This window comes from Flavobacterium aureirubrum, assembly GCF_038739835.1.
GTDB classification, from domain to species: Bacteria; Bacteroidota; Bacteroidia; order Flavobacteriales; family Flavobacteriaceae; genus Flavobacterium; species Flavobacterium aureirubrum.
In genome coordinates this window covers 66,423-80,879 of the sequence record NZ_JBCGDO010000001.1, presented here as the reverse complement: position 1 = coordinate 80,879, position 14,457 = coordinate 66,423, and the positions used below count along the sequence as shown (strand labels likewise).

The 14,457-nt window shown below is 32.7% G+C and carries 13 protein-coding genes; 9 read left to right on the top strand and 4 right to left on the bottom strand.

The annotated features are described in order from the left end of the window. Positions 1 to 27 precede the first annotated feature (27 nt). Complete coding sequence (gene lpxK, locus WFZ85_RS00390) at positions 28 to 1,047, top strand: tetraacyldisaccharide 4'-kinase (RefSeq protein ID WP_342694305.1); 1,020 nt, start codon at positions 28 to 30, stop codon at positions 1,045 to 1,047. After that, positions 1,019 to 1,831, top strand: coding sequence for a purine-nucleoside phosphorylase (locus WFZ85_RS00385; protein WP_342694304.1), 813 nt, complete (start codon positions 1,019 to 1,021; stop codon positions 1,829 to 1,831). The genes lpxK and WFZ85_RS00385 overlap by 29 nt, the downstream gene beginning before the upstream one ends. Here WFZ85_RS00385 and WFZ85_RS00380 read toward each other — a convergent pair. From WFZ85_RS00380 to WFZ85_RS00365, 4 genes are all read right to left on the bottom strand, one after another. Further along, positions 1,828 to 3,933: a tetratricopeptide repeat-containing hybrid sensor histidine kinase/response regulator gene (locus WFZ85_RS00380; protein WP_342694303.1), complete on the bottom strand. Its 2,106-nt coding sequence runs from the start codon at positions 3,931 to 3,933 to the stop codon at positions 1,828 to 1,830. The genes WFZ85_RS00385 and WFZ85_RS00380 overlap by 4 nt on opposite strands. Positions 3,934 to 4,036: 103 nt before the next feature. Further along, positions 4,037 to 5,032 (bottom strand): type I glyceraldehyde-3-phosphate dehydrogenase, encoded by a 996-nt coding sequence (gene gap, locus WFZ85_RS00375; protein WP_342694302.1) that lies wholly within the window; start codon positions 5,030 to 5,032, stop codon positions 4,037 to 4,039. A 103-nt stretch (positions 5,033 to 5,135) separates the two neighbouring features. Continuing rightward, the gene (lipA, locus tag WFZ85_RS00370) at positions 5,136 to 6,005 is read right to left on the bottom strand and encodes a lipoyl synthase (protein ID WP_342694301.1); all 870 of its coding nucleotides are present in this window, start codon (positions 6,003 to 6,005) and stop codon (positions 5,136 to 5,138) included. Between the two features lie 209 nt (positions 6,006 to 6,214). After that, entirely contained in the window at positions 6,215 to 7,357 is a 1,143-nt protein-coding gene (locus WFZ85_RS00365) for a C1 family peptidase (RefSeq protein WP_342694300.1), read from the bottom strand. Between the two features lie 129 nt (positions 7,358 to 7,486). On the opposite strand from WFZ85_RS00365, the gene WFZ85_RS00360 reads away from it, so the two are divergent. The 7 genes from WFZ85_RS00360 to WFZ85_RS00330 all read left to right on the top strand — a co-directional run bounded on the left by WFZ85_RS00360 (position 7,487) and on the right by WFZ85_RS00330 (position 14,396). Further along, on the top strand, positions 7,487 to 8,326 hold the full coding sequence (locus WFZ85_RS00360) for a 1,4-dihydroxy-2-naphthoyl-CoA synthase (RefSeq protein WP_342694299.1): 840 nt from the start codon (positions 7,487 to 7,489) through the stop codon (positions 8,324 to 8,326). A gap of 80 nt (positions 8,327 to 8,406) precedes the next feature. Then, positions 8,407 to 8,922 carry a PH domain-containing protein gene (locus tag WFZ85_RS00355; protein WP_342694298.1) on the top strand — a complete coding sequence of 172 codons (516 nt, stop codon included), beginning with the start codon at positions 8,407 to 8,409 and terminating at the stop codon, positions 8,920 to 8,922. Then, positions 8,919 to 10,415 (top strand): PH domain-containing protein, encoded by a 1,497-nt coding sequence (locus tag WFZ85_RS00350; protein WP_342694297.1) that lies wholly within the window; start codon positions 8,919 to 8,921, stop codon positions 10,413 to 10,415. The genes WFZ85_RS00355 and WFZ85_RS00350 overlap by 4 nt, the downstream gene beginning before the upstream one ends. Before the next feature lie 44 nt (positions 10,416 to 10,459). Beyond that, entirely contained in the window at positions 10,460 to 11,383 is a 924-nt protein-coding gene (gene menA / locus WFZ85_RS00345; RefSeq protein ID WP_342694296.1) for a 1,4-dihydroxy-2-naphthoate octaprenyltransferase, read from the top strand. Between the two features lie 18 nt (positions 11,384 to 11,401). Next, positions 11,402 to 12,079, top strand: coding sequence for a metal-dependent hydrolase (locus tag WFZ85_RS00340; protein WP_342694295.1), 678 nt, complete (start codon positions 11,402 to 11,404; stop codon positions 12,077 to 12,079). Between the two features lie 78 nt (positions 12,080 to 12,157). Then, the gene (locus tag WFZ85_RS00335; protein ID WP_342694294.1) at positions 12,158 to 13,354 is read left to right on the top strand and encodes a tetratricopeptide repeat protein; all 1,197 of its coding nucleotides are present in this window, start codon (positions 12,158 to 12,160) and stop codon (positions 13,352 to 13,354) included. A gap of 31 nt (positions 13,355 to 13,385) precedes the next feature. After that, positions 13,386 to 14,396: an o-succinylbenzoate synthase gene (locus tag WFZ85_RS00330; protein ID WP_413789723.1), complete on the top strand. Its 1,011-nt coding sequence runs from the start codon at positions 13,386 to 13,388 to the stop codon at positions 14,394 to 14,396. The last annotated feature ends 61 nt before the right edge of the window (positions 14,397 to 14,457 follow it).

Below are 14,457 nucleotides of genomic sequence, written 5' to 3'. Positions count from 1 at the left end.
TGCTGTCAAATTTTCTACATTCGTACTATGATTTTGTTGCGAAAATTACTTTTCCCTTTTGCCATTCTTTATGGTTTAATTACTTCTTTAAGAAACTACCTTTATGATATAGGTGTTTTTAAGTCATATTCTTTCGATATTCCTGTCATTGCAGTGGGAAATTTGAGTGTTGGTGGTACTGGAAAGACACCTCAAATTGAGTACCTCATTCGGCTATTATCTACTACCTATAAAGTAGCAACATTGAGTAGAGGTTATAAAAGAAAGTCGAAAGGATTTATTTTAGCTAATGCTACTTCAAATGCTGACATTTTGGGTGATGAACCTTTTCAGTATTACAGTAAGTTCAAGGATATTATTGTGGCTGTTGATGCCGATAGAAAAAATGGCATTGAAAATTTAATGCGATTAAAGGACAAACCCGAGGTTATTTTGCTTGATGATGCTTACCAACATCGTAGGGTTAAAGCGGGATTTTATATTCTTTTGACTTCTTATGATGATTTGTATTGCGATGATTTTTTGTTACCAACAGGAAATTTACGCGAAAATAAAAGCAGAGCAAAAAGAGCGAATGTTATTGTAGTAACCAAATGTTCTCCAACCATTTCAAATGATGAACAGCTTAAAATTAAAGAGCGTATTGGCTTGAATATACCTATTTACTTCAGTTCCATTGATTATGACAGTAGTGTTTATAATCAAAATCAGTCGTTAGAAGTTTTGGACATAAATAATAAAAGTAAAATTTTATTGGCTGGAATTGCAAAACCTGAACCTTTTTTTAATTATTTAAGAACAAAAAATGATGAGCTATTGGTTTTCCCCGATCATCATCATTTTAGCGAAAGCGATATTTTAACTTTAAAAAATAAAGCTAAAGATAAAATCATTATTACAACCGAAAAGGATTTCGTACGTTTGAAGACTGAAATTTTAGCAGAACAATTGTATTATTTACCTATCAAAAGTAAGTTTGTAAATCAACAAGCCATTTTTGACAAAACTATTTTAGACTATGTGGGAACAAGTTCAAGAAACCGTTAACTATATAAACAATAAGTTTGATTTCACACCAGAATATGGCGTAATTCTTGGTTCAGGATTGGGAAGTTTTACGGATGATTTAGAAATTGAATTTACTTTACCTTATCATGAAATCCCTAATTTCCCTACATCTACTGTTGCAGGTCACAAAGGTGCATTGGTTTTTGGAACTATTGGAACTAAAAAAGTAGTTGCTATGCAAGGCCGATTTCATTATTATGAAGGTTATTCGATGCAAGAAGTAACTTTTCCGGTAAGAGTGATGAAATATTTAGGTATTTCAAAATTAATTGTTTCCAATGCTTCTGGTGGCGTAAATCCAAGTTATAAAGTAGGTTCAATTGTAATTATCAATGATCATGTTAATATGATGCCTGAACATCCGTTGAGAGGAAAAAATGAGGAACGATTTGGACCTCGTTTTGTAAATATGAGTGAACCTTACAGTTTGAAAATGATATCAAAAGCAAAAGAAATAGCTAAAGAATCAAACATCGAAGTTTTTGATGGAGTTTATTTAGGGTTACAAGGACCAACTTTTGAAACACTGCATGAGTATAAAATGGTGAAAGTTCTAGGCGCTGATTGTGTGGGAATGTCAACAGTTCCAGAGGTGATAGTGGCTCGTCATATGGACTTGGAGACTTTTGGTATTTCGGTTATAACAGATATTGGTAGCGAGGAATTTTTAGAGAGTATTTCACACGAAGAAGTGCTGAAAGCTGCCAATGCCGCTGAACCTCATGTTAGAAAATTAATAAAAGAGTTGATACTTCAATACTAAAGCAAATTTGTAGCGATTGCGCGATACAGATTATCAGGGTCAAATGGCTTTGTTATGACATCATTCATGCCAAATGACAATAGCGTTTCTCTATTTTCGTTAAGAGAAATAGCGGTCAAAGCTATGATTGGTTTTTTCTGATCAAATTCACGTATTTTTACCGTCGCATCTGTTCCATTTATGCCTGGTAAATGAACATCCATTAGTACTAAATCATAGTCGTTTTCTTTAGTTAATATCTCAATAGAGGCTTCACCACTTTCAATAATTTCGCAGAGAATACCTTTTTTTTCTAGCATTTTTTTAGTGACCATTTGGTTAATTTTATTGTCTTCGACTACCAATATTTTTTTTCCTATCAATATTTCGTCGCTGTAGTAAACCGGTTTTTCTGTAACTATCTTTTCAGTACTATTAAGAAGTTTAAGTTCTACATAAAAAGTTGTACCAACACCAATTTCGCTTTCAAGGCAAATAACACCGTCCAATAAATCAACTAGTTTTTTTACAATAGTTAGTCCAAGGCCAGTTCCTCCATATTTTCTATTAATCTCAATCGAACCTTGAGAAAAACTATCAAAAATTGATTCTTGTTTCTCTTTTGGAATCCCAATACCGGTATCTTTTATTGCGAAACTTATTTTTGAGAATTCACTTGTAGATTCTACCAGTTTTGCGATAACTTTTACTTGTCCGTTTTTAGTAAACTTTAGTGCATTGTTAATTAAATTGATAAATATTTGAGAAAGTTTTGTAGTATCGCCTTTGAGCGTTTCTGGAATATTTTCGTCGAAGTCGAGTACAAATTTATTTTGATTACTAGTGGCAATTTCATTCATCGAACTTTTAATATCAAGCAATAATTTCTTAAGATTAAAATCAATGTATTCTATTTCAATTTTGTTAGAGTCAATTCGATTAATTTCAAGAATTTCATTTATAAAATTCAACAAATAATTACCAGAAAATTTCAACGAATTCAAGTAACTAAGTTGGCTCTTTTTCGGTTTGTCTTCAAGTAACAAGTGTGTAATTCCATTTATGGCGTTTAGCGGTGTTCTTAATTCATGACTCACTGTAGAGAGAAAATCAGCTCTAGCTTTCGAAGCTTTTTCAGCATTCTCCTTTGCAATTTGTAATTCTAAGTTTTTTTCTTGAAGTAACTTGTTTGAACGTCTTCTAATAATATTATTTTTATATAAAATGGTGCTTAAAAAAGTTAAAATAATAACAAGCGAAATAGATAAAATGAGTACTATTTTCGAAAATTTTTGTTCTTTTTCATATGATTTTTTTTCTTTATCAAGTTGCTCGATTTGTTTTAACGTTTCAGAATTTTTAAAGGAATTTAGATCTTTTACACCAATTTTTGTATGAATATCATAGAGTATACTATCATTTAATTGAAGATGTTTTTTTAAAAATATGAAGGAGTTATTGATATCACCACTTTTTTCATAAGCTTCGCTTAAAGCTAATACAATTGCTGCTTTTTGGTCAAGATTATTTCTATTGGCTTTTAGTGCTCTTTTTAGATAATTAATAGCCAAATTATACCTGTAATTTTCAATTTCTGTAATGCCTATTTGATAATAAGCTTCTGACTGAACACTTTCTTGATTTATGGAATCTTGTCTTGAAACTAAATCAAGAAAAATCGAATTGGCTAAATTAATCTCTCCTTTTTGTTTGTAGATTATGGCTTTTTGAAGGTTCAGTAGGTCAATAGCATTTTGAATTTTTAAGCTGTCAAAAATTTTAAATGCTTTGTTAAAATAGGTCTCAGCGGTTTTGAAATTGTATTTTTGCATGTAGCAAACACCAATATAATAGTTGCAGTATGCTTGCTCAGTAGATTGGGGTAGCTTATCATAACTGGCAATACTTTTTTCGAAAGCACCAATGGCATCATCATATTTTTTTAATTCAAGAAATGTCTCGCCAAGTGTTGCATAGCTTTTTGCTATTTTTTCTGGATTTTTGGATAAAATGGCAAAGTCTATCGCTTTTTGCGAATAATTTAAACAATCTTTGTAAGCGTTTTCCTTTTTTGAAAAATTGACTAAATCAATATAATAATCAGTACTGTCTGTTTTAACCACAAGTTTTTTTTGTGAAAAAACAAGAAGAGGAAACAGGAAGAATAAAAAAATAATATTTTTCAAAATAATTTATCGTGATATTCAGTATGCCTAAATTATAAAATTATTTTGAAATGTATCGGATTAAATCAATTATTCGGCTAGAATATCCAATTTCATTGTCATACCAACCCACTACTTTAACCATTTTATCGATTACCGAGGTGAGTTGCGCATCAAAAAGGCAAGAATTTTGATTTCCAATGATGTCAACAGAAACTATTGGATCTTCGGTATATGCTAAAATTCCTTTTAAATTAGTTGAAGCAGCATTTTTAAAAGCAGTATTTATTTGTTCAATAGAAACTTGTTTTTTGACATAGCAAGTAATATCTGTTAATGAACCATCGGGAACAGGAACACGAATTCCGCTTCCACCGATTTTGCCTTCCATTTCAGGAAATATTTTTGTGAGTGCTTTTGCTGCACCAGTAGTTGTTGGAACGATCGATTGGCTTGCACCTCGGGCACGACGTAAATCTTTATGTGGTTGATCGTGTAAACTTTGGTCTGTAGTGTAGGAATGAACAGTGGTAATATACGCTTGCTCAATACCACAAAGTTCGTTAATAACCTTAATCATTGGTGCGGCATTATTGGTAGTGCAACTAGCATTAGAAACAATAGTTTCTGTTCCGTCTAAAATACTTTCGTTAACACCAAGAACAACCGTTTTAATTTCCGAAACTTCAGAAGGTGAAGACAGGATTACTTTTTTGGCTCCAGCTAGAATATGTTGATTAATATCTTTAAATGTTTTGAATTTCCCCGTGCTTTCAATCACAAAATCGATGTTCTCCCATTGTAGTTTGCTTATTTCTTGTTCATGAAAAAAAGCATACGATTTTCCGTTTACAATAATAGAAGTACAGTTGAAGGAAACATCAAAAGGAAGCACGCCGTGAATACTGTCATATTTCACCAAATGTGCCATTGTTCGATTATCTGCAATATCATTAATCGCAACCACTTCAATATCGGGATTATCGAGCAACAATCGAAATAGATTTCTACCGATGCGACCAAAACCATTAATAGCAATTCGAGTTTTTTGTTTCAAGTTTAAAATTGTTTAAAATTGTTCAGTTTTGTTTAAGATTATTTAAAAGGTTGGTTGCTTTGAGTAGAAAACCACTTTAAACTTTTATAAACTTTTAAACAAATTATAAAATATGCTTCGCCGCATGATAAGAAGAACGAACTAATGCACCGCTTTCTACATGACGGAAACCCATTTCTTTTCCAATTTTTTCGTATTTTTCAAATTGTTCTGGACGAATGAATTCTTTAACCGGTAAATGTTTTTTGCTAGGTTGAAGATATTGTCCTATAGTTACGATATCGACATTATTGTCTCGTAAATCTTGCATCGTTTGAATTACTTCTTCTTCGGTTTCACCAAGTCCAAGCATAATGCCCGATTTCGTTCTTTTAATACCTTGCTGTTTTAAGTATTTCAAAACGGCTAAACTTTTATCATATTTTGCTTGAATTCGCACTTCACGTGTTAATCTTCGTACTGTTTCAACATTATGTGAAACCACTTCAGGATTGGCTTCAACAATTCTATCGAGGTGTCTTTCTATGCCTTGAAAATCAGGAATAAGTGTTTCTAATGTGGTTTCGGGATTCATTCTTCTGATGGCTTGCACGGTTTCGAACCAAATAATTGAACCCATATCTTTCAAATCATCTCTATCAACACTGGTAATCACCGCGTGCTTGATTTTCATAATTTTAATGGAACGCGCTACTTTTTCGGGTTCATCCCAATCTACCGTTTCTGGTCTTCCTGTTTTTACGCCGCAAAAACCACAAGAACGTGTACAGATATTTCCCAAAATCATAAACGTTGCTGTGCCTTCTCCCCAACATTCTCCCATGTTTGGGCAACTGCCCGAGGTGCAAATGGTATTGAGTTTATATTTGTCAACTAGCCCACGAAGTTCAGTATATTTTTGTCCAATAGGTAACTTTACCTTCAACCATTTTGGCTTGCCTATTGGCAAATTATTATCTAAAACAGTTTCCATTTTCAAATTTTTAGCATTGCAAATATACAAAGGTAAATCGTAGAACAATAGTTATAGAAACTCTAATTTTCAACTAAACTAAAGGAGTTTTTATAGTAATTACATTACAAAAAATACACAATTTTAACCTGACTATCAAAAATTTCCAACATTTATATTTTTTGAATAAAACAATTAAAGCTGTCAACCGTAAAGGAAAAATAAAATCTTTAAAGTTTTAAAGCATCTTTAGTTTTCTTCATTAAGCCATTTTTATGCAACATTACCGAAATTGCTTTCAACCGAACATAGGGAACACTGACGTAAACAAAGCCATTTCTCCCAGACTGTATTCCGTAGGAATTTTTTACTTTGTAATAGTGGTTACCTTTTTGGTCAACCACTTTACCTACAATATGCATCAAATGGTCGTCTTGCGTGTTGTAGTTTTCAAATTCAGCCTGACGGTATTCAGGAGTAATTTTCTTTTCGGTTTTGATTTCTTTTAAGATTGTAGCAGCATCATTATCGTTCTCGGGAATAACGGCAATGCCATTTTTACTTGAAAAAGTAATTTCACTAACATCAGTATCTAAAACTAAAGTAAAACCTTTATCGAGTGCATGGTCAATATTTTCTATAAACTCATCGAGCGGTAAATTATACATACTGCCGTTGGCAAAATTATCGGGAATATTGAGAATAAAATTCGAATAAACTGGTTCGCTTGTAAAAGACGTTATCGTAATATAATCGTCTAGATTCAATTTAGTAGTAGCTAAAAATTGTTTAGGCGTTAACGATTTTTCGTTTGTAGTTTGTTCATCAATCTTTACATTTGGTACATAGATTTTTGAATTTTCATCAAATTTTCCCATATAAGTATCTAAAACAGCAACGTAATCTGCTTTCCAGTTTGGATATTTTTTTGGCGTTTCGGTTACCGCTTTTTTCACAATATTGTCTAGTTCTGAAATCATTTTTGAATGATTATATTTCATTTCAGGCGTCGACTTTCCCATGTAGCTAGGAGAAGGAACAATGCCATATTTTCGAGCACTATTAATGACATCGTGACTCAATCCACCTTCACCAAATTGTGCTTTCCCTTGGCGCATTACGTAATTTTCTGCTTTATCAAGATAAGTACTGCGAACTATATACATCTCAGAAAGATCGGTTTTAGTTCCTGTTATTCTAATCATTTCAGACTCTAAAAAAGAAATGGTCGAAAAACTCCAACACGAACCTGTGTTATCTTGAGAAACTACAGGCAAGGCCTCAATTTCTTTTATAACTTGAAAATCATAGGATTGTGAAAATCCAGTGTAACTGAGTACAAAAAGTACCACACATATTGATAATTTATTCATAAGTTTTTTAAAAGGTTAATTTGTGTTTGGCAGTAAAAAAAAGTTAATTTTACGCTAAAATAATATAAATCTACTGTCAGATTATTTTCTTTACTTAAAAATAAAGTTATCTGTTTTAAATTCTTCTTTATGAGTAAAATACAATGGCAAATTGCCAAAGAATTTGAAGACATCACCTATAAAAAATGCAATGGTGTAGCGAGAATTGCTTTCAATCGTCCGGATGTTCGCAATGCTTTTCGACCAAAAACTACTGCCGAATTACTGCAAGCTTTTCACGATGCTCAGGAAGATACTTCCATTGGAGTAGTTTTGCTTTCTGCAGAAGGTCCTAGTTCCAAAGACGGAATTTGGTCGTTTTGTTCTGGTGGCGATCAAAAAGCACGTGGACATCAAGGCTACGTTGGCGATGATGGTTACCATAGACTAAATATTTTGGATGTGCAGCGATTAATTCGTTTTATGCCAAAAGCTGTGTTAGCCGTTGTTCCAGGTTGGGCAGTTGGCGGCGGACATTCGCTTCATGTGGTGTGCGATTTGACTTTAGCCAGCGAAGAACACGCTATTTTCAAGCAAACCGATGCCGATGTAACAAGTTTTGATGGCGGTTATGGTTCGGCATATTTAGCTAAAATGGTCGGACAGAAAAAAGCACGTGAAATTTTCTTTTTAGGACGAAATTATTCCGCTCAAGAAGCTTTTGAAATGGGAATGGTAAATGCCGTTATTCCGCATGCTGAGTTGGAAGATACAGCTTATGAATGGGCGCAAGAGATTTTGGCAAAATCGCCAACATCTATCAAAATGCTAAAATTCGCTATGAATTTAACCGATGATGGAATGGTTGGACAACAAGTTTTTGCTGGCGAAGCAACACGTTTAGCTTACATGACTGACGAAGCTAAAGAAGGAAGAGATGCGTTTTTAGAAAAAAGAAAACCAAACTTTGATAAAAAGTGGTTGCCATAATTTAAATATCAAATTTTAAATACTAAATATAGTTCAGCGCAATATATTTAATATTTTATATCTAAAATCTAATATTTAAAATGGAAAACTTTACCAATGAACCAATTGATATTACTGCTTTACCTAGATATGAAGCGGTAAAATTGAATGCATTGCAACCAAAATATTGGAACGTAATTTTATTAAATATTGCGGTAACTTTTCTAATCATTGGAATTGCTTTAGCTGTAATTGTCTATTTTGTTGAAGAAATTCATTCCATGGCTTGGCTTTTCGGATTGGTTTATGTTTTGTTTTTGGGTTTTACATTTTTCTTGTGTCGCATTTCGTTTCAAAAAAGAGGTTTCGCCTTCAGAGAACACGATGTAATCTACAGAAGCGGAATTTTAGCTACCAATACGATGATTATTCCCTATAATCGAGTTCAACATGTTGCTTTGCACGAAGGTTTTGTTTCGCGTTATTTTGATTTAGCACGAGTTGAAATCTTTACTGCTGGTGGCGATTCAAGTGATGTATCAATTCCTGGAATTAAAAAAGAGCAAGCTGAAGATATCAAACAATTGCTAATGGGTAAAATTCAAAAGCAACTATGATAAAATCCGAATTTTCAACTCCTCAAAGACAATCCAAAACGGGTTTACTTGTATTGTTTGCTAATTCGCTTTTCGAATTTTTAAAAGCGATGTGGATTGTGATCATCATTTTTTTTCTAAGAGGTAGAACGACAGATGTTTTTTGGGGAATTACAATTTTTATTTTGATTTTACTAGTTTTCGGAGTTTTTTCTTATTTGAAATACCGAACTTTTACTTTTTATATTGATGAAGAACAAAATGAATTTATCGTACAACACGGCATTTTGAACAAAACAAAAACAGTTATACAACTACATAAAATCCAACAGGTAAATTTAAAGCAAAACATCATTCATCGAATAGTCGATGTGTATCAAGTCAACATAGATTCTGCTGGAAGCGAAGAAAAAGAAGCGGTAATTAATGCCGTTTCAAAAGAAGTTGCAATGGCTTTGAAATCAAAACTTTTGGATAATGAACGATTTGAAGTTGTTGATGATTTAGTTGAGGTTGAAAAAGAAATGGAGAACAAACCGTTTTTAAAAATTGACTTAATCAGTTTGCTGAAAGTTGGAATTACGTCCAATTATGCCAAAAGTATCGGTTTGTTGTTGACTTTTTTCTTCACCATTTATGAAAATCTCAACCAAGCTGGTGCCGAAGAATATGTTGATGGAAGCAAAGTGAAGGATTTTATTCAAAGCAATACGGAGGTTTATTCGGTTTTACTGGCAATAGTACTATTGTTTACCCTGATTTTCATCATCAATATCGTTAGAACTTTGGTGAAATATTATGGTTTTAAAATCGCAAAGCAAAAAGGTTCGTTAGTTATGTCTTATGGTTTAATTGCCACACAAAGCACGATTTTAAAGCCTGAAAAAGTTCAAATTGTAAAGATTACACGAAATTTTTTCCAGAAAAAGCTAAAAATCCTTGAAATAAAAATCAAGCAAACGATTAATGATGAAAGCAAAAAAGACAAATCAACCATTGAAATTCCGGGTTGTAATGAGATAGAACGTGACGAAATCCTGCAATTGATTTTTAATGAAATCCCAGAAAAAGGAGAAAAATTAAAACCAAATTTTCGTAAACTTCTCTTTTCAATCTTTATATTAATTGTATTACCTTTAACTGCCTATTTAACTGTAGGAAATTGGTTGGTGAATTCCCTCTTTGAATACAAAAGTATTGCGATAGTTTACACTGTTTTTATATTCATCGGATTGTTTTTTGGATTTAAAAATAATAGTTTATTCATAAATGATAAGCACATTATCATGCAAAGCGGTGCTTGGGATGTTGACAACGAAATTATTAAAATAGAAAAAATACAAGCCATAACAACGTCACAATTGTTTTGGCATAAAAACTTAAATATTGGTTCACTAACGATACATACTGCAGGAGGAAATATTAGTTTTCAACTGGGGAAATTTGACAAAATCAATCAATATGTCAATCTTTGGCTGTACCAAATTGAAAAAAACGAGAGTAATTGGAATTAGTATTGCTAATCAATAAATTTGAAAAAATCAAAAGAATCTAAAAAATGAAACATTGGGTTGAAGCTGCGCGAGTGAGAACATTGCCATTATCAGTATCGGGAATAATTGTGGGAAGTTTTTATGCCATGTCACAAGGAATGTTCAATTGGAATATTGTAGCTTTTGCATTATTAACGACCTTAGGATTGCAAATTCTGTCCAATTTTGCCAATGATTATGGCGATGGAGTAAAAGGTACAGATAACGACGATAGAGTTGGACCAAAACGCGCCATTCAAAGCGGTGTAATTTCGCCTGCGGAAATGAAACGAGCAATAGTGATAACATCCTTAATTACGTTTTTATTTGCCGTTCTGTTGATTTATTTTGCCTTCAAAGGAAAATACTTGGTTTTTTCTTTAATCTTTCTTGTACTAGGAATTTTGGCTATTGCTTCTGCAATTCGATACACCGTCGGAAAAGGTGCTTATGGTTATCGTGGTTATGGCGATGTTTTTGTGTTTATATTTTTCGGAATGGTAAGTACATTTGGCGTTTATTTTATGTTTTCAAAAACATTGGATTGGTTACTATTATTGCCAGCTATTTCTATAGGATTTTTGAGTGTAGGTGTGTTGAATTTAAACAATATGCGCGACGAAGAAAGCGATAGAAAAGCGGGAAAAAATACGATTGTCGTTAAAAACGGCGGAACATGGGCGAAGAAATACCACTTTTTTTTGGTGATTTCGGCTATGATTTTAGTACTGATTTTTGCTGTTTTAAATGATTTTCACTTCGACCAATATATTTTTGTCGTAGCTTATTTTCCAATGATTAGTCATTTGATAACAGTTTATAAAAATAAAACGCCTCGACTTTTAGATCCAGAATTAAAAAAATTAGCCATCAGCACTTTCATTTTATCCATTCTTTTGGCCTTATCTTTAATATTTTTTATTTCAGATATAATTGTTAATTACGTTTAAACCTAAATAAAATTAAAAATGAAAATTACATTTTACGGTCATGCTTGCATCGGGATTGAAGTAAGCGGAAAAAATATCATCATCGATCCGTTTATCTCAGGCAATGAAAAAGCGGCGCATATCGATATCAATTCGTTAAAAGCAGATTATATTCTGATTACACATGCTCATTTTGATCATATTCAAGACGTTGAAGCTATTGCTCAAAACAATAGTTCAGTCATTGTTTCTAATTGGGAAATCGCTACCTATTACGGAAACAAAGGTTTTCAATACCATCCAATGAACCACGGTGGAAGTTGGCAGTTTGATTTTGGAAAAGTAAAATATGTTTCTGCAATCCATTCTAGTGCTTTTCCTGACGGAACATATGGTGGAAATCCTGGTGGTTTTGTAATTGAAGGCGAACATAAAAATATTTACGTTTCGGGCGATACTGCATTAACAATGGATATGAAGTTAATTCCAATGCGAACCAAACTAGATTTGGCTGTTTTTCCAATTGGAAATTGCTTTACAATGGATGTGGAAGACGCAATTTTAGCTTCCGATTTTGTAGAATGTGATAAGATTTTAGGTTGTCATTTTGATACTTTTGGATTTATTATGGTTGATCACAATGAAGCGAAAAAGAAATTTTTCGATGCTGGAAAGGATTTAATGTTACTTGAAATAGGACAAAGTATTGAATTGTAAATCAAATAAATAATAAAAAACAAAGAGTGTCAAATTTTTGGCACTCTTATTGTTTTGAGTGAAAATAAAAATCATAATATGAACACAAGATTAAATGTATTGTTTGCGCTGTTTTCTACTTTCGTTTTAGCACAATCCAAAGACGGTTATTGGGATAATATTCGAACAACAAACGAAACGATTACGCTTAGTGCTGGAAAAAAGAAAATGATTAAAACCGCCGATTTTCCATTGGGAACAACGGAAGTCGTGTATCGAATTTCGATTTTAGATGACAATCAAAAGATTTCTTCGAGTTTGGTTTCAGTTTTGAAAGCAATCCCAGATCCAACAGGAATTAGCCAAGGTTCGGCTGGAGCGGTTTTTTTAGCTTCGACAATTTCAGGTGATGATAAATGTAAATATGCTGTTTTTACCAATGAAAAAGACGCTTTGGAATATGAGAAATCAACTGTGCTAAAAAACGCTTGTGTGTTTCAAAACGAACCTGTGAACAAAGAAGCGAAATTACTTTCGGAGAAGTCAAAATGTTTAAGTGGCAATCAAAATTTATGGTTTGTTTTTGAAAGTGATAATTGGATTATGAAGCAAAAAATAGTTTTTGAAGTTGTGCCTTGGGTAGATTATAAATTCAAAAATGGTTGGACAAATGCGGCTAAAAAAGAATTGCTTTTAGAAATTGAAAAAAATGAATTTTTTAAATCTATAAAACAAAAAGAGAAATTGTTAGGTTATTTTATGGAAACTTTTACTTCAAAATACAATTTCAATGATTACAAAGAAATAATTCCTGCAGAAAAAGCAAAAGCGTTTAGTGATGTAATGGATGAAAGCTTAAAGAAATCAGGTTTGATGAACGGTTATTTGGATGGAATTCGCGCTGAAGCCAAACGGTTTTTATTAGCAAAAGAATATGAAAAAGGAATGTCGCTAATTGAAAACGATATCATTCAAAAAGGCAGAGCAGCAGATTTGGATTATGGTTTACAAGGCGATTTTTACTTGATGACAAAGCAATATATAAAAGCGGAAGTGGCAATTAAGAAAGCGATTTCAATAAATACTGCAAATATCGAGCATCAATTGCGTTTGGCGCATGTTTACTTATTTTCTGATCGAGTAAGCGATGCGAAAGATATTCATAAAAAATACCGTTCAAACAACGTAAGTTCCAGTAAAAGCTGGACACAAGCCACAAAAGAAGATTTTGATAACTTCAAGAAAAATGGTTTTCCCAATGATGATTTCAAGAAAATTTTACGAATTTTAGAATAAAACTATGTTGAAAGCAACTTGTAAAAAGCATATGCTGATGTTTAAGCAAGCTTCAGGAACGTCGCGAGGCGTGATGACGGAAAAAGAAACTTGGTTCATTATTTTAGAAGAAAACGGCAAAAAAGGAATAGGTGAGTGTGGAATTCTCCGCGGACTTTCGGCAGATGACCGATTGGATTATGAAGAAAAACTGCAATGGATATGCGAAAATATTCGTCTTGGCGAGGAAAAATTATGGCAAGAATTGATCGAGTTTCCGTCAATACAGTTTGGAGTAGAGACCGCTTTTTTGTCTTTGAAAAGCAAAAATCCGTATGAATTATTTCCTTCCGAATTTGTTTCTGGAGAAAAATCTATTGTAATAAATGGATTGGTTTGGATGGGAAATGAAGCGTTCATGAAGCAGCAAATAGAGGAGAAGATTGCGCAAGGTTTTGGCTGTATAAAAATGAAAATCGGAGCGATAGAATTTGACAAAGAATTGGAATTATTGCGCTTTATTCGTCAAAATTTTGATGAGAATATGATAGAAATCCGTGTTGATGCTAATGGTGCTTTTGTTGAAAATGAAGCTTTAATTAAAATAAATCAATTAACTGGTTTTAAATTGCATAGCATTGAACAACCTATACAAAAAAATCACACTGACACGATGTCAGTGTTGTGTAAAAATACGAATTTACCTATAGCTTTGGACGAAGAACTAATTGGCGTGTTTTCGGCATCTGAAAAAGAAAATTTGTTGCAAAAAATCATGCCACAATACATCATTTTAAAGCCAAGTTTCATCGGTGGATTTCGTGGTACTTTGGAATGGATTTCGTTGGCAGAAAAATACAATATCGGTTGGTGGATTACTTCAGCTTTGGAAAGCAACATTGGTTTGAATGCGATTGCACAATTTACTTTTACGTTAAATAATAAAATGCCTCAAGGTTTAGGAACAGGAAGTTTATATACCAATAATTTTGATTGTCCGCTTGTGGTTGAAAAAGGACAACTTTGGTACAAACCAGAATTGGAATGGAAAGTTGATTTGTGATTTTTTGTAGCACATTTTTGTATCACAGAGTTTCACAAAGTTTTTTCACGAAGTCTCACAA